The 16,487-nt window shown below is 37.8% G+C and carries 12 protein-coding genes; 7 read left to right on the top strand and 5 right to left on the bottom strand.

From position 1 onward, the window contains the following. Nucleotides 1-409 precede the first annotated feature (409 nt). Nucleotides 410-1,153, top strand: a complete 744-nt coding sequence (locus HWQ43_RS00180; RefSeq protein ID WP_292728628.1) for a peptidoglycan-binding domain-containing protein — start codon at nucleotides 410-412, stop codon at nucleotides 1,151-1,153. Between the two features lie 303 nt (nucleotides 1,154-1,456). On the opposite strand, the gene cobO is transcribed toward HWQ43_RS00180, so the two are convergent. The 3 genes from cobO to HWQ43_RS00165 form a co-directional block, all read right to left on the bottom strand. Beyond that, the gene (gene cobO / locus HWQ43_RS00175) at nucleotides 1,457-2,134 is read right to left on the bottom strand and encodes a cob(I)yrinic acid a,c-diamide adenosyltransferase (RefSeq protein WP_292728626.1); all 678 of its coding nucleotides are present in this window, start codon (nucleotides 2,132-2,134) and stop codon (nucleotides 1,457-1,459) included. A gap of 340 nt (nucleotides 2,135-2,474) precedes the next feature. Next, nucleotides 2,475-2,930, bottom strand: a complete 456-nt coding sequence (locus HWQ43_RS00170; RefSeq protein WP_292728624.1) for a GFA family protein — start codon at nucleotides 2,928-2,930, stop codon at nucleotides 2,475-2,477. Nucleotides 2,931-3,067: 137 nt separating this feature from the next. Next, nucleotides 3,068-4,336, bottom strand: a complete 1,269-nt coding sequence (locus tag HWQ43_RS00165; protein ID WP_292728622.1) for a plasmid pRiA4b ORF-3 family protein — start codon at nucleotides 4,334-4,336, stop codon at nucleotides 3,068-3,070. A gap of 194 nt (nucleotides 4,337-4,530) precedes the next feature. On the opposite strand from HWQ43_RS00165, the gene HWQ43_RS00160 reads away from it, so the two are divergent. The 3 genes from HWQ43_RS00160 to HWQ43_RS00150 all read left to right on the top strand — a co-directional run bounded on the left by HWQ43_RS00160 (nucleotide 4,531) and on the right by HWQ43_RS00150 (nucleotide 11,774). Continuing rightward, on the top strand, nucleotides 4,531-5,067 hold the full coding sequence (locus HWQ43_RS00160) for a nucleotidyltransferase family protein (protein ID WP_292728620.1): 537 nt from the start codon (nucleotides 4,531-4,533) through the stop codon (nucleotides 5,065-5,067). Between the two features lie 185 nt (nucleotides 5,068-5,252). Continuing rightward, on the top strand, nucleotides 5,253-10,679 hold the full coding sequence (locus HWQ43_RS00155) for an ATP-binding sensor histidine kinase (RefSeq protein WP_292728618.1): 5,427 nt from the start codon (nucleotides 5,253-5,255) through the stop codon (nucleotides 10,677-10,679). Nucleotides 10,680-11,186: 507 nt separating this feature from the next. After that, entirely contained in the window at nucleotides 11,187-11,774 is a 588-nt protein-coding gene (locus tag HWQ43_RS00150) for a nuclear transport factor 2 family protein (RefSeq protein WP_292728615.1), read from the top strand. A 148-nt stretch (nucleotides 11,775-11,922) separates the two neighbouring features. On the opposite strand, the gene HWQ43_RS00145 is transcribed toward HWQ43_RS00150, so the two are convergent. Next, the gene (locus HWQ43_RS00145) at nucleotides 11,923-12,339 is read right to left on the bottom strand and encodes a (2Fe-2S) ferredoxin domain-containing protein (protein ID WP_292728614.1); all 417 of its coding nucleotides are present in this window, start codon (nucleotides 12,337-12,339) and stop codon (nucleotides 11,923-11,925) included. Nucleotides 12,340-12,561: 222 nt separating this feature from the next. On the opposite strand from HWQ43_RS00145, the gene HWQ43_RS00140 reads away from it, so the two are divergent. Both HWQ43_RS00140 and HWQ43_RS00135 read left to right on the top strand, forming a co-directional pair. After that, the gene (locus HWQ43_RS00140) at nucleotides 12,562-12,954 is read left to right on the top strand and encodes a carboxymuconolactone decarboxylase family protein (RefSeq protein WP_292728612.1); all 393 of its coding nucleotides are present in this window, start codon (nucleotides 12,562-12,564) and stop codon (nucleotides 12,952-12,954) included. Between the two features lie 55 nt (nucleotides 12,955-13,009). Continuing rightward, nucleotides 13,010-13,825 (top strand): alpha/beta hydrolase, encoded by an 816-nt coding sequence (locus HWQ43_RS00135; RefSeq protein WP_292728610.1) that lies wholly within the window; start codon nucleotides 13,010-13,012, stop codon nucleotides 13,823-13,825. A 4-nt stretch (nucleotides 13,826-13,829) separates the two neighbouring features. On the opposite strand, the gene HWQ43_RS00130 is transcribed toward HWQ43_RS00135, so the two are convergent. After that, on the bottom strand, nucleotides 13,830-15,395 hold the full coding sequence (locus HWQ43_RS00130) for a hydantoinase B/oxoprolinase family protein (RefSeq protein WP_292728607.1): 1,566 nt from the start codon (nucleotides 15,393-15,395) through the stop codon (nucleotides 13,830-13,832). Nucleotides 15,396-15,612: 217 nt separating this feature from the next. Here HWQ43_RS00130 and HWQ43_RS00125 point away from each other — a divergent pair, with 217 nt between their 5' ends. Further along, a complete protein-coding gene (locus tag HWQ43_RS00125) occupies nucleotides 15,613-16,380 on the top strand; it encodes an SDR family oxidoreductase (RefSeq protein WP_292728604.1) in 768 nt (255 codons plus the stop codon). The last annotated feature ends 107 nt before the right edge of the window (nucleotides 16,381-16,487 follow it).

Below are 16,487 nucleotides of genomic sequence, written 5' to 3'. Positions count from 1 at the left end.
CCCAGCCATACACAGATACACCCCTCTCATACGAGAAGTAGATTACCATATTTCGGTATTAGTGGGATAGGTTCATATGTTGTCAATGCCAGAGAGTCAGTTAGCTAGTACTCCAGCAGATCAATTTTGCTCAGTTCGTAGTGGGTAGAGCAGTAGGGACGCACATCTGTGTGTCCCTAACACGTAGTATCATTAATAGTTGAGAATAAGCGATCGCATCTCTTTCTTTTTCACTCTCTGTAGTCGCATACGCCGAAGTCTCAAAGAGTTGCAGCTTGTCGTCACACATCGCTTAACTTTCGGAACGCCTTGCAAATAAGAAATGTTAGATTTATTTATTTCTACTTACCCAATTTTTGTAAAACAAGATACATTAAATGGTAGTTTAATCGCAAAGGAACCAAAAAGCATGGCTGTTAGTAGCCCTGAAGTCATTCGTCATATATTGATCGGATTGGGATATTTAGCTCCTGAGATTGATCCTAAGCCGGATCTCACTAAATTTGCTCCCTGGAAACGGAATAACAACTCCCTGACAGACGATCCTACTGAAGAAGCGATTAAAAAGTTTCAGAAACAGTATTCACAAAAACTTACGGTTAATGGTAACGCTGATGCCGAGACTCGAACTGTCATGGAAGATACAGTCACAGGACTTCAGAATAGATTGAAGTTTCACGGTTTTGCAACCAATGCCGAAATTCCTCCAGGCAAGCCTTTTTATGGGCCAGCTACTTATACAGCAGTCAAGAAATTTCAGAAATCTCAGGGTTTAACTGAAAATGGGATTGCTACTATTGCACAGCGTCAAATTCTCCAGCAACCTAGTCTAACAGATAAGCCCCAGCCTCAGCCCCAGTCACAACTCAAGCTGATAGATTTGTGCTTTCAATTCAAAAAAGATCCTCAAAATCCTTCTTACATCGCAGCATTAAATAACTTACAACAAAATCTACCCAAGGACGTTTTACATAAAGTTACTAACAAATGGAGGGGGACAAACGATCAAAATCCTGAAATTGTCAAGCTGACGAATCTGTTTACTTATTATGATGACAATAATGCAAACCATCGTGATGCACTAAATCACTTACAAAGTCAGATTACCCCAGCCATATCTCAAGCATTTTTAAGTCTTTGGAATAAGAAGTAACAAATGGGACTTACAGCAGAATTCAGAATTCAGAACTAAAACTTTGTACCTCATCAACTTGAAATCTGCTTTTCCACATCTGATACCAATTCAAAAAATGTTTACGACAGATAAGCCCACCCGCGCTGACGCGCACCCCTTAGTAAGGGCAGGATTGGTGATATCTATTATCTATGTGTTGCATTCTTTTTTCAAATTGGTATGACATACGAGAATTAAAAACCAGATTTCTGATCTCTGCTGAGTCGGAAACCTGGTTTTTTAACAATTCTGAGTTCTGAGTTCTGAGTTCTGAATTCTGATTTAATATTCAATTCCCGGTTGTGCTTTCACACCTTGATCGCGGAAAGGGTGCTTAACTAGGGTCATTTCAGTTACTAAGTCAGCACGCTCAATTAAAGCAGGTGGTGCGCCTCTACCTGTGAGAATAACGTGTTTGTTAGCGGGTTTTTGTGCCAAACCTGCTAAAACGTCTTCTACTGGTAAGTAAGACATTTTGAGGGCGATATTGATTTCGTCTAACAACACTAGATGAAAGTCTGGGTTGCGGATGTATTCTAATGATTTCTCCCATGCGGCGCTAGCTTTGTCAAGATCGCGATCGCGGTCTTGAGTTTCCCAGGTAAAGCCTTCGCCCATTGCGTGAAATTCTATCTGATCTTCCCAATAACTGAAGACCCTTTTTTCGGAAGGTTCCCAGCTACCTTTGATGAATTGAACGATCGCTACTTTATACCCATGACCGAGCGATCGCAACACCATCCCCAAAGCCGCAGTGGTTTTACCCTTGCCGTTACCAGTATTTACAATAATTAACCCTTTTTCCGGTACAGCTTCTGCTATGCGCTTGTCTTGCACTTCTTTGCGTCGCTGCATCTTTTTGCGGTACTGTTCATCAGTCAGAGATGAAGACATTACCTCATCAATTAAGCGCCCAATTTCTTGGTCTGGGTTCAATTCCTGTGGTGTATCGTTTTTCATCAAGCTTGTCTAGAAATAACTGTTAAAAGTGTTGAAAATGAACCAAAATCGTCTTACTTATCCAATTTCACTTAAATTACTTGCTTGGAAATGTCCAGTAAGCTTTCATGTGAAATATTAATAGTGTGTTAGCTTTATTAACGATTTGCAGACAAGTGGAACTATATATGATACACAAGCTGAACTTATAATTTAAGTTTACTATTACTGTTTTAAATAATCTAATATGTTCATTAAAGCATTTTACCAGTAAAATTTTATTATTATCTTCTTTAGTACAATGATGAGTTAGATACTTTAAGTATCATAAGTATGATGTCTAATATCAGGAGTTATGCATTTATGGATGTTGTTGTTTCCATTTTTCCCATAAAGCCTGCGTATCTTCTGGTTGTCCGTCATAGTTGAGCAATTGGTCTGAAATTATCACCCATGATTGGGCACTGCGTGTCCAAATGTTACCCACTGGGCGTAACCAACTTGTATCATCTAAGGTTCCAGCTTTGACATTAATAGTATTTGAATTGTAAGTCCTTTCATGGAACAATCGCGTTCCGCAGTCGCCACAGAATAGGTTATTTACTTCACGTCCGCTATCATTTTTCCGAGTCCAAGCTTTTGGTTTTCCCTGAACAATTACAACAGCATCTCGTAATACTGTAAGAGACATACCAAAGGCACTAGACGATTGTTTTTGACACTCCTTGCAGTGGCACAGATAAAGTGTTAACGGTTGGGCATTAATTTCATAACGAATCTGTCCACATTGACAACTTCCAGTATATGGAAGACTCACAGGTTTTATCTCCTAACAATTTGTATTGCCTTATTGTAACTAAAACTTTCTCAATCTTAAAGCGGGTTTTAAGAGACACAAACAGAAGACATGAGAACACAAGAAACTTTCATTATCTACACTTACCTAAATCCTTCTCATTCTTCATCTTCATCCGATTCATCATCCTCACTCCAATACTGTTGAGGTGCATTTCCGTGAACTTCTAAAATCTTCGGTTTTTTGATTTTGTTATCAGGTGGATTAATTGCTTCTAACTGCACATCAAATTTCCAGTTGTCACCAAAATCATAAAGATAGGTCATTTTACCACCCGGTTCTAGAGATAAATCACCAATCTGCACTTGGTCGGCAAATGGGGGTGTTTCCATGTAGGCATGACCAATTTTTATGATGCGACCAAAATGGTCTTTATAACTAAACTCGTACAGGTGATCGTAATCAAAGTCAAAAGCATCGAGAATTATCTCTGCTAGCCAGCTTAATGGTTTTTTTGCTGGTATGGCAATGCGTCGCCAAGCCTTAAAAAGGGATACTTTAAAAATATAAATACCATCAGTGAAGCCTTGCTTGGGAACAAGTAAATTATGCTCCCATTCTGGAAAAAATGGTTGGAAATGTGACTGTAATTTTCCAAAAGTCACATTCACATCATCCTGTAATTCTCCTCGTATACCCAGTGGAAAAAGTAATTGCAATAGAGCATCACCAAAGGGCAAGCGTTGTAAACCAGTAATGCGCCATCCCTTACCTTCTTGTGGTTTGCCATGTTTGATAGATAACAATCCAAATAACTCTAACAGGGCAACATTATGCAGTCCGGGATAATAACTAATATTGTTTTGATCTTCATATTTAGTGAATTTTAAACCTTTATCTGGGACGCGGGGCCAAAGTTGAATACATCTAAATAAGTTCCCTAATGAATCTTGATGTTCACCCAAAACTTCGTTATTTCCCCAAATCAACCAAGCTTCTAATAAGTTGAAATAGCGTTCTGTTAGGTTGAGGCTTAACCATGATTGCAAAGTTGCTGCATCTAAAACTAAAACCTGCTTCTTCCCTTGGGATTTAATTTGGGCTATTCCAGAACTGCGTAATAACAGATATAGTCCATTAATGTATGGGTATGATTTCTGTACAGGGCGTTTGAGTTTGGTTTCAATTGGGTGACTTAACCGAGAATTAACTTCTGATAGGACTTTTAGCGGTAGAAGGTTATTAATACTACTAACTTCCACTCCGTTTGGTTGTAAGAAATCTATCAGGGTTTGAAAGTCATGCAGAATCGTACCGGGTTGATTTTCATCAATACTGAGTTCTTGGAGGAGTTGTTGTTGTGACTCTGTTAGAGAAGGTAGTTCAGGATTGAGTGTGCGTTCTAGTCGCGCAAATAAATCTTCCATAAATAAAAATTCTAAATTCTAAATTCACAATTTAACCTTCTGTTTAACCTGTTTTCTTTATACTATGACTACAGAAGTTCTCCTGATAAACATTGACTTGCCAAGTGTCACAACAGGACTATCAACACCGTAAGTTTAATGAAATGTGAATGATAATATTTTCACCTTCTACTTGACAATCCCAGAAATTTGATATGAATAGTAACACTCGCCTACAGATGATTTTAGCTGATACACGTATTAATACAGTATTACCTGCGATCGCTCAACTAAATCTACCTAACTGGTGGTTAGCCGGGGGTGCAGTCCGAAACACCGTTTGGTCTTCAATTTTTGGCAATGACTGTGGGTTAGGTATTAAAGATTTTGATATTGCATTCTTTGATATAGAGGGGAACCGTTCCCAAGAACTAGCAGCAAAAGCTACTCTCACAGAACAATTTCCTGATGACGAGTTTGATGTTAAAAATCAAGCCAGTTTTGCTCGTTGGCGTCTTGGTAGCAGACCTTATACTAGTACAGAGGATGGCATCACAGATTGGCTGCACACCGCTACTGCTGTGGGAGTTCGACTAAATGCTCAAAGACAATGGCAATTTTTCACACCCTACGGGTTAGATGACCTATTTGGCGGCATTATTCGACCTACGCCAACGCATACTCATAATTTGGATGCCCATAATAAGGCATCTGGATTTTTACAGAAGTGTCCTTATCTGCGGTTGGCGTAAAAGTTACAGTCAGATTTTAGCCGCTAGTTTTCGTTACCAGGAAATAATCGCTTTTTAATTTACAACCATTGGATACTGAAGCCCAATGTTAATAATTCTCTACGTAGTGGGAATAATTAAACTAGAATCCCTTTCACGATAGAACAGGGATGATGCTAATTTTATAACTTTATAGTCAAAAATCAATGCCAAATCTTACTGGATACCAAATCAACTCGACTCTCCACGAAGGAATCCAAACAATTATTTATCAAGCACAAACGCCAAAGACGCAACAGCGAGTTATCCTCAAGCTGCTTAAAAATGAATATCCGACTCTCGAAGCCTTTACTCGGATTAAAAATGAGTATCAAATTCAGCAAGGTTTAGACCATCCCAATATAGTTAAAGCTATCAGCCTAGAAACCTTTGGAAATCGTGTGGGATTGTTGTTAGAAGACTTTGGTGGTCAGTCTTTATCTCAACTTCTACAAACAAAAAAGCTTGATTTAATTAACCATTTAAAGATTGCTATTCAGCTAACTAAAGCTTTAGATTATTTGCATAATAACCAGATTATTCATAAAGATATCAAACCTAATAACATCATAATTAACTCCCAGACAGGTATTGTTAAACTCGCTGACTTTGGTATAGCCTCACGTCTCAATAAGGAAAATCCCCAATTTAATAACCCTAACTGCGTTGAAGGCACACTTGCCTATATGTCTCCTGAACAAACTGGGAGAATGAATCGCATTCTTGATTATCGCACTGACTTTTATTCTCTTGGCGTGACTTTATATGAAATGCTCACTGATAAAATACCATTTATTAGCCAAGATCCCCTAGAAGTAGTTTATAGTCACATTGCAGTTCAAGCGAGAAACCCGCAATCATTAAATTCACAAATTCCTACCGCTATCTCTGAAATTGTGATGCAGCTGATGGCGAAAAATGCTGAAGACAGATATCAAAGTGCTACAGGATTATTAGCAGATTTAGAATCATGTCTCAACCAGTTAGAAACCAAAAGAATTATTACTGATTTTGTTCCCGGTCGTTTGGATATATTGAGCCAGTTATTAATTCCTCAAAAATTATATGGTCGTGAAGAACAAGTTAATGAACTTTTAGCTGCATTTGAGCGAGTTACATCTGGAACTAGTGAAATGATGCTAGTTTCTGGTTATTCTGGAATAGGCAAATCAGTTCTAGTCAACGAAGTTAATAAACCCATTACTCGCAGACAAGGGTACTTTATTTCTGGTAAATTTGATCAGTTAAAGCGAAATATACCCTATGCTTCTTTAATTCAGGCTTTTGCATATTTAATGCGGTATTTGCTAACCGAGAATAATGAAAAAATAGAAATATGGCGTAGTAAAATATTATCAGCTTTAGGAACAAATGGAAAAGTTATTACTGACGTAATTCCAGAAGTAGAGTTAATCATCGGTACACAACCGGAAGTTGCCCAAATTGGTGCAACAGAATCACAAAATCGCTTCAATCATGTTTTTAAAGAATTTATCCAAGTTTTTACACAAAAAGAACACCCATTAGTCATATTTTTAGATGATTTACAATGGGCCGATTCAGCCACTTTAAATCTAATTCAACTGCTCATAACTGATACTGATAGCAAATACTTTTTATTTATTGGTGCATATAGAGATAATGAAGTTAGTTCAGCACATCCTTTAATCCAAAAAATAGAAGAGATTAAGAATAGTGGCACGGTTATTAATAATCTTGTATTGCAACCCTTAAATTTAGGCAATGTAACTCAGCTAGTTGCCGAAACTCTTCAAAAAATAGAGGTTAAGCAGGATGAAGAGACAGGAGTCTTTAACCAAGAAATTATTAAACTAGCTGAGTTGATTTGTAACAAAACAGGTGGAAATCCATTTTTCATAACACAACTAATTCAGGCACTTCATCAAGAAAAACTGTTAAAATTTGACTTTACTAATGCTAAATGGCAATGGAGCCTAGAGGATATTCAGGCAATTGGAATTACCGATAAAAATGTAGTTGAGTTGGTTGCCAGCCGAGTTGAGAAACTACCAAAGTTTACCCAAGATGTTTTAAAATTAGCAGCTTGTGTAGGTGACAGATTTAGTCTGGATATTTTATCGATAGTTAATGAAAAATCACCTTCTTTGACAGCGAATGATTTACATTCGGCTTTGCAAGCGGGATTAATTCTGCCTTTAAGTGAAGCTTACCGCATTCCTTTAGTTTTTAATCAAGAAGAAGCGGTTAATTTAAATTTCGATACTTCACGGGTGGGTTACAAGTTCTTGCATGACAGAGTACAACAAGCAGCGTATTCGTTAATTCCAGAACAACTGAAGAAATCTACTCATCTGAAAATTGGGCAATTGCTTCTCCAAAATATACCTAAAGAGGATATAGAAGCTAATATTTTTGATATTGTCAATCAGTTGAATGTAGGTATTGTTAACCTGATAGAGCAATCTGAAAAAACTGAATTGGCACGATTAAATTTAATTGCCGGACGAAAAGCTAAAGCTTCTACAGCTTACGAAGTGGCTCTTAAGTACTTCACAAATGGGATAGAACTTTTAAATATAGACTCTTGGCAAACTGAATATACCTTAACCATCGGTTTATATGAAGGAGCAGCAGAAGTAGCATATCTGGGCGGTGATTTTGAGCAGATGCAAAAATGGGCTGAGGTGGTGCAGCAAAAAGCCAAAATTCTTTTAGATAAAGTGAAAGTCTATGAAGTACAAATTATCGCTTCTATCATTCAAAGCAAGCAATTGGAAGCTATTCAAACCGCAGTATCAATTCTGCAATTATTAGGAATAAGTTTTCCCGATGAACCAACATCAACTGATATTCAGCAGGGAATGGATGAAATCGCTGCTTCTTTAAAAGGAAAAGCCATTGCAGATTTAATTAACTTACCATTAATGACTGATCCTAACAAAATTGCAGCGATGAGAATCTTAATGGGAGTTCTCCCTGCGGCTTTTCAAACTGCTCCTGCAATGATGCCAATTATTGTCTGTAAAATGGTCAATTTGTCCTTAAGTTATGGAAATACAGCTGTATCTGCCTATGGTTATAGTCTTTATGGATTACTTCTTTGTGGAGTTCAAGGAGAAATTGATTCTGGCTATGAATTTGGGAAATTAGCTTCACGCCTGGTGTCACAATTTAATGCTGAAGAACTCAAGGCAAAAATTCTGACGGTTGTTAGTGCCCATGTGATGCATTGGAAAGAGCATGTTAGAGAGACATTAACATCATCAATGTCAGGATATTCTAGTGGTCTGGAAACTGGAGATTTAGAATATGCTGGTTATTGTGGTTACATTTATCCTTATCATTCATTTTGGATGGGTAAGGAACTTTGGGTTTTAGAAAAAGAACTGATAGCTTATTGTGATTCACTGAAAAAAATCAAGCAACAAGTAGCCTTCACTTGGAACTCAGTGTATTTGCAAACAGTTTTGAACTTGAAAGGAAGTTTTGAAAATGTGGACTGTTTAATTGGAGAAGCTTACGACGAACAAAGTATGCTGCCCATTCATCAGCAAGTAAATGACCTTTACACAATTAACCATTTATTTGTTAATAAGTTAATGCTCTCTTATATATTTGGGGAGTACTTTAAAGCTGTAGAAAATGCTGCGATCGCAGAAAAATCTTTAGGTGGTGTTACAGGTTTGTTTGTTGTTCCAGTGTTTTATTTCTACGATTCTTTAGCCCACTTGGCAATATATCATACTGCTAAAGAGCCTGAGAAGCAAGCTATTTTAGAAAAAGTCCAAGCTAATCAGCAAAAGATGGAACTCTGGGCTACTCATGCTCCCACAAATCACTTACACAGATTTTATCTCGTGGAGGCAGAACGGTATCAAGTTTTGGGTCAAAAGCTAGAAGCAATGAACTATTATGAAAACTCTATTGCCAAATCTCAAGCAAATGGTTTTCTCCAAGAAGAAGCTTTAGCCTATGAGTTAGCTGGAAAATTTTATCAGTCTCTAGGTAAAGAATTAATTCATCAAACTTATATAACTAAAGCCTATTATGCCTATATTCGTTGGGGTGCGATCGCTAAAGTTAAACACTTAGAATCAAAGTATGTTTTTCTAGTAGGACAAACTACTACCATAGAAAACACTAGTTCAAAACTTGATACAACTCATATTACTACTAACACTACTACTAATAGCAGCTTGAGCGATTTCCTAGATTTTAATGCATTCATCAAATTTTCACAAGCGATTACTAATGAAATTGTTTTAGAAAATTTATTGGGTAAGCTGATCCAAATTTTACTAGAAAATGCTGCTGCACAAAAAGCAGTACTCCTCCTACTTAAAGATAATCACCTGTATATTGAAGCTTCTGGAAATGCTACTGACGATGTGGTGACGGTTTTACGTTCTATTCCTGTTGAAACCTATCAAGATTTACCGCTATCTGTGATTAATTACGTTCTCCGAACTCAGCAATATATTGTATTAAATGATGCAATAGTTACAGAACCTTTTAATTTTGATATCTATATCCAAAAATCTCAAACAAAATCAATCTTTTGTTTGCCCATTATGTACCAATCACAGCTTACTGGTATTATTTATTTAGAAAACCAGTTATCATCAGGAGCTTTTGTTCTAGAAAGGGTAGAGGTATTAAAAGTTTTAGTTTCACAAATGGCTATTGCCATAGAAAATGCCAGCTTGTACACAAGGGCACAAGAGAAATCTAAAGAATTAGAACAATCGATAAAAGATTTACAAGAAGCACAACTACAACTTATCCAAAGTGAAAAAATGTCTTCTCTGGGTAATTTAGTTGCAGGTGTAGCACACGAAATAAATAACCCTATTGGTTTTATTACAGGTAGTATTGCCCAAGCAAAAGATATTGTTAAAGATTTAATAGACTATCTGCAACTGTACCGAGAAAAATTCCCCAGTCCTGGCGCTGAAATTGAAGAAAAAGCCGAAGAGATAGATATAGATTTCCTCATAAAAGATTTACCTAAAATGATTGATGGTATGACAGTGGGAACACAGCGCATTCGTAATATTAGTACTTCTCTCCGTACTTTTTCTCGTGCTGACACTACCTCTAAAGTGTTAGCTAACATCCATGAAGGTATTGATAGTACTTTGATGATTTTACAACATCGTCTGAAAGCCGATCATAATCGTCCAGCAATTAAAATCATTAAAAATTATGCAGATATCCCATTAGTAAAATGCTATTTGGGACAATTGAATCAGGTGTTTATGAATATTATTGCCAATGCAATCGATGCTTTAGAAGAAGCAAATATCGGCCATAATTTTTTAGAAATTCAAGAAAAGTATCCGAATATTATTACTATTGAGACTTTTCTACAAGTAGATAATCACAAGGTGGTAATTAAGATTCAAGATAATGCCAAAGGAATGCCTGAAGAAGTTAAAAGATGCATCTTTGAAAATTTGTTTACTACCAAATGCGTAGGAAAAGGTACAGGATTAGGATTATCTATTAGTCGGCAAATCATAGTTGAAAATCATGGTGGAAATTTGATTTGCGAATCAGTCTTGGGAGAAGGGACACAATTTATAATTTCTCTGCCCATTTTGGGAGAATAAGGAATTTTTGATAGTTTTAGCGGCAGATTACCTACTTCTCAAATATGTTGAGGAGTTTATCACGAATATTACAGGATTGCTATAGTAATTCTATTTGATTTCTAAAAATTGGGAAACTAAAATTCATTTTCCTGTTAATAAAACTATGTAAGTAGTGACTTGATTACTTAATCAAATCAACATAAACTTAGTCATAATTAACACTTGTAAATTGTCAATTAACTGTTATAACTAATTGTATACATCAAATCTTGTATGTACTAGCTTTATCATTTACTAGAAAAGAGATTTTCTAGCAGATATAAAACGTAATTACTAGTAAAATCTACAAGCATATTAGCTAGTTTTTATGAGCTAAAATTATTAGCTAAAACTTTAGTTTGTAGTAAAGTACAAGATGCGAAAATCGTAAATAATTAAGGGAGTCATCTTGTGGATAAAAGAAGACAAAATGGGGGAATAGTTTCAAAGGCTATTTCGTTTCTGTTAAATCGTATAACTTTAATTGTGCTTGCAGTCACTCTTGTGCTGTTTGTTGGAGGTAAGTTTGAGGTAGCAAGTGCAACTCAACCTAACGCAGAACTAGAAATTCAAAAATTAACATCCTGTTACGCTCTGGGAACTGACGCCATTGGTAGAGGAAATCTCCAAGAAGGAAAGAATATTTATCGAGATTGCTTTACTCAAGATTCAGTCCTCACTGCGATTTTTCCTGATGGGGCAACTCAAACAAATTATGGGACAGATTCTTGGGCAGATTTTGTCTATTCAGTATTCCAAGGAAATGGTTATACAGCTACTCAACACTTGATGGGTACAATAAACATTTCAGTTGAGAATAATAAAGCAACGATGACCTCTTATCTCCATGCTACTCACAAACGTTCAGAAACTAGCATTGATGTCGCTAATGGCACTTATGAAGATAAAGTCGTCAAAACAAATGGGATCTGGAAAATTCGTAATCGTACCCTTAAACTCATTGATTTCTTGAATCTCAGTTCGCCAACTACTGCTTCTTCAAGCACTAATGCCCGAAGCACTAATTCCTCAGCTACCTTTGTAAGACCAAATATACCTCGTTTAAAAGAATAATTATTTAGATTGGAATAACACTAATACGGGTTGGATAAGTATTCTTTACTTCTCTTATGACCTTGAAAAAGGGGTGAATTAAAATATTCACCCCCTTTTTTATTTGCCACTTGAGTAAAATATAGTGCAAGATAAACAACCTTTGCAGTCAGTCTTTATTCTGCTTGATATATAAATAGAGAAGTTCGCGATCGCTTCGAGGATTTACAATTAAGCATGGACTATTCCCGTGACTTCCATTACTTACAATAACTACAGTAATGCCCATGCGGGGACAAACTCCTAAACAACTGGTGCTAACCACCCGAAAATCACCCCATAATCCCTCAAACTTTAAACGAGATTTCAACCAATTCTCTAAGTCTTCGGAAGCCGTTGAGCCTAACCGCTCGTTTGCACATTGCGAACACACAAGCACCAAACCAGATTCCCATCGGGGAGAAACGGTTGGAATAGAAGTTTCTAATCGAGTATTTATTAGAGGCGATGGTTGATGAGAATTGGATGCAGACTTCTTGAGGATACGTTTGAGTAATGCTTTAATACGCTGTAGGAATTTTTTCATGGACTACCCCACCTATTTCTCTGACAAGATAGTGTAAATTTCCTGTTTAGTCTGTTCTAGTAGATCGTCCAAGAAATGCTAGTCTATGCCAAGTCGTTTGTAGATAATGTAGAATTTTCACCTATGGACGCCAGGGGGACATGATATTACTATCTTTAATTGCAACTCAGTATTACAATCTAGGGGTTCCCACTCGCTGGGGAAACTATATGGAATCAAAACATGACTAAGCTGATTGAATACGAAGAAGCCAGCGACGAAGTACGTGCAGTGTATGACGACATCCGCGTTACACGTCAGAATGACTACATTAATAATTTCTGGAAAGCCATAGCTAACCATCCTCCCACCCTGCAAAGAACGTGGCAAACGTTAAAGGAAGTGATGGTTAGCCCTGGTGAAATTGATCCACTGATGCGCGAACTGATTTATATCGCCGTGAGTGCAACGAATGGCTGTGAGTATTGCATCGCCTCGCACACAGCGGCAGCGCGTGCCAAGGGTATGAATGATACTATGTTCGGGGAGCTAATGGCGATCGCAGCTACTGCTAATATGACTAATCGCCTCGCCAATGGCTATCAAATTCCGGTGGACGAGAAATTCAAGACGTAGGAGTTTAGCCTTGTCTATCCCTGCTTAAAAATAAGGTTTATCAGAATTATTTACTATGCCCAAGGTTCAGATTAACGGGATTGATTTGTTCTACGACATTAAGGGAACAGGTGAGCCTTTGCTATTAATAGCTGGCTTTCTTTGCGATCATGGTTATTGGTCGCTAATTATGCCATCGCTGGTTTCGCAGTATCAAGTCATTCGCTTGGATAACCGAGGTATGGGGAGAAGTTCTGCTCCCGAAAACCCCTATAGTCTGAAACAGATGGCTAGTGATGTTGCAGCATTGCTCGATTGCATCGGAATTAATCAGGTACATCTAGCAGGCCATTCAATGGGTAGTCAGATAGCCCAAGAGTTAGTGTTAGCACACCCTGAAAAGATAAAAAGTCTGATGCTACTCTCATCTTTGGCAAAAGGTGATGCATTATTCAACAGCATCATTGAAACTTGGGGCGAACTTCCTAGTAATGTAGACCTAAAACTTTACGAAAAAGTCATATTGCCCTGGATATTTACAGATGCTTTCTACTCAATTCCTGACATGATCGAAGGGCTGATTGAATTTGCGATCAGATATCCTTTCCCACCTGCAACTCATTCACTCTATCATCACAGCCAAGCTATCCTTAGTAGTGACACAATAGACCGCCTCCAACAAATTCATTGTCCTACCTTAGTTATGGTTGGTAAACAAGATATTCTCACTCCGCTAAAGTTTTCCCAGCAACTTGCTCAAGGTATTCCCAATGCTGAACTTGTAGTCATCGAACGTGGAGGTCACGGCTTCTTGATTGAGTCGCCGGATGCTGTGGTTTCGGCGATGCTCAATTTCCTGGGGAAGTTGAAGCTAGCTTATAGCAATTTTTGATTATTTAAGAGCATTTACCAAATCCACCGCCGCCAGGAGTTTCTATCACAAAAACATCTCCAGTTTTCATCTCTACTGTTGCTGTGCTGTCTAAATTCTCTTCAATTCCATTCAGACGTTGTATCCAGTTGCGTCCTACTTTTGCTGCTTTCCCACCATTTAATCCAAAGGGAGGAATAACCCGATGACCAGAGAGAATATTTGCTGTCATCGGTTCAAGAAATCGAATGCGGCGGACAACTCCATTACCACCCGAATATTTTCCTTCGCCACCACTATCGGGACGAAGACTAAAGCTTTCTAAAAGTACAGGATAACGGGTTTCTAAAACTTCTGGATCGGTCAAACGAGAGTTAGTCATGTGAGAATGAACACCATCGGTTCCATCAAAATTAATTCCTGCGCCAGAGCCGCCGCAGATAGTTTCATAATATTGATATTGCTCATTACCAAAAGTAAAATTATTCATCGTTCCTTGAGAAGCAGCCATAACACCCAAAGCACCATATAAAGCATCAACAATAGTTTGAGAAGTTTCTACATTACCTGCGACTACTGCGGCTGGATAGGTTGGGTTGAGCATACAACCAACCGGGATAATAATTTCTAGAGGATTAAGACACCCAGCATTGAGAGGAATATTATCATCAACTAAAGTACGGAAGACATATAATACTGCTGCTTGAGTTACGGCTTTGGGAGCATTAAAATTACTATTTAGTTGTAGAGAAGTTCCTGTAAAATCAATGGTAGCACTGCGGTTTTCTGGGTAAATCGTCACTTTAACTTGAATTTGAGAACCATCATCCATTTTATAAGTAAATGAGCCATCCTTGAGAACTGCGATCGCACGTCTCACAGACTCCTCAGCATTAGCTTGCACTAATGTCATATAAGCTTGAACAGTATCAATTCCGTATTGTAAAACCATTTTACAAAGTTCTTGCACTCCCCGTTCATTTGCGGCAATTTGGGCTTTGAAATCGGCTAGATTTTGGTCAGGTTTACGAGCAGGATAAGTATGATTTGAGAGGTGCTGTCTGACTAAGGTTTCTTGAAAATTTCCCTCTTCAACCAAGAGAAAATTATCAAAAAGAATTCCTTCTTCTTCTACTGTGGTGCTGTGGGGAGGCATTGAACCGGGAGTAATTCCACCAATATCTGCCTGGTGTCCGCGAGAAGCAACGAAAAATAGGGGAGTGGAGAATAGAGTATTTTCAATACTTTCCAAAAAAACAGGAGTAATTGCAGTGACATCAGGAAGGTGTGTGCCGCCGTTATAGGGGTTATTAGATAGATAAACATTTCCTGGTTTTAGGGTGTCGCCTTTATCGTTAATTAAACTGCGGACACTTTCACTCATTGAGCCTAAATGTACGGGAATGTGTGGGGCATTTGCTACTAGTAATCCCAATGAGTCAAAAATAGCGCAGGAGAAATCTAGCCTTTCTTTGATATTCACTGATGTGGCTGTGTTTTGCAACACAATTCCCATTTGTTCGGCGATAAATTGATAGAGATTTTTAAATATTTCTAAGCGGATGGGATCAGGTTTAGATGTTGTGTGCATTTTGATTAATCTTTTTGAATTTGATAAATACGAAAAATTTAAATGATAAATATTTGTAAATTTTATATTTTATTTTACACCAGTTTAAAAATTATTATCTCTAGCGTATATTTTTGTAAATATGCTGATCATAGTGATGAGAATATAATCTTTTTTCAGGCAACTCCTGTATTGAAAGTGATAAATTGTTAAAGCATAAACTCAGAAAGAAAATGCTGTGACACCACCTGAATTTTCATTGGATGGGAAAATTGCCCTAGTTACTGGAGGAGGGCAAGGATTAGGATTAGAAATCACCAAAGCACTTGCGAGTGCTGGCGCTTTTGTTCTTATCAATGGACGGAACCATGAAAAGCTAAATCGCGCAGTTGCATCTGTAACCGCAGTTGGCGGATCAGCTTTGCCATTGCAATTAGATATTACAGATGAAGCAGCCGTTAAAAAAGCGTTCAGCGAAATTCGAGAAAAATACGGGAATCTGGATATCCTCATAAATAATGTTGGTATGCGCGAGCGCCGCAGTTTTTTGGAATTTGAAATGAATGCGGCGCGTCGGTTAATCGACACTAATCTTATTGCTTGCTTCAATCTGTGCCAGGAAGCAGCACAGCTGATGATTAAGAATGGCGAAGGAAAAATCATCAACATAACGTCAATCGCTGGTCCGATCGCAGGTGCAGGCGATGCTGTGTATACTGCTGCTAAAGGTGGACTCGAAGCACTAACTCGCGCTCTTGCTGCTGAACTGGGAATATTTGGAATAACTGTCAATGGTGTTGCTCCGGGTTTTTTCGCGACTGAGAGCAATGCAGATGTGGTTGCCGATAAAGAAATCGCCGTTTGGTTGGAAAAACGAACCTCCCTTGGTCGTTGGGGAGATCCAAAAGAAATTGCTGGTGCTGTCGTTTTCTTTGCTTCTCCAGCGGCATCCTATATCACTGGTCAGATTTTAGCGGTTGATGGTGGATACCTCGCCCATTTTTAATTTCTATGTCAATTCTAATTTTTAGCGTTAACACTGTTACACAAATTTTATCTAAGTAGGTGGGTGGGAAAATTTATAAGTATGTAACAAAAATTTAACCTGAAGAA

Origin of the sequence: Nostoc sp. JL31, from assembly GCF_017114965.1 — a bacterium.
Lineage (GTDB): Bacteria > Cyanobacteriota > Cyanobacteriia > Cyanobacteriales > Nostocaceae > Nostoc > Nostoc punctiforme_A.
The sequence above is the reverse complement of the archived record's forward strand: the minus strand, read 5'-3'. Positions and strand labels throughout refer to the sequence as shown.

What these genes read in the sequence shown, in the direction of transcription:
- cobO (WP_292728626.1), bottom strand. Translation starts at nt 2,134, where the DNA reads ATGAAAAACGATACACCACAGGAATTGAACCCAGACCAAGAAATTGGG.
- HWQ43_RS00180 (WP_292728628.1), top strand. Translation starts at nt 410, where the DNA reads ATGGCTGTTAGTAGCCCTGAAGTCATTCGTCATATATTGATCGGATTG.
- HWQ43_RS00155 (WP_292728618.1), top strand. Translation starts at nt 5,253, where the DNA reads ATGCCAAATCTTACTGGATACCAAATCAACTCGACTCTCCACGAAGGA.
- HWQ43_RS00130 (WP_292728607.1), bottom strand. Translation starts at nt 15,395, where the DNA reads ATGCACACAACATCTAAACCTGATCCCATCCGCTTAGAAATATTTAAA.
- HWQ43_RS00160 (WP_292728620.1), top strand. Translation starts at nt 4,531, where the DNA reads ATGAATAGTAACACTCGCCTACAGATGATTTTAGCTGATACACGTATT.
- HWQ43_RS00135 (WP_292728610.1), top strand. Translation starts at nt 13,010, where the DNA reads ATGCCCAAGGTTCAGATTAACGGGATTGATTTGTTCTACGACATTAAG.
- HWQ43_RS00165 (WP_292728622.1), bottom strand. Translation starts at nt 4,336, where the DNA reads ATGGAAGATTTATTTGCGCGACTAGAACGCACACTCAATCCTGAACTA.
- HWQ43_RS00145 (WP_292728614.1), bottom strand. Translation starts at nt 12,339, where the DNA reads ATGAAAAAATTCCTACAGCGTATTAAAGCATTACTCAAACGTATCCTC.
- HWQ43_RS00140 (WP_292728612.1), top strand. Translation starts at nt 12,562, where the DNA reads ATGACTAAGCTGATTGAATACGAAGAAGCCAGCGACGAAGTACGTGCA.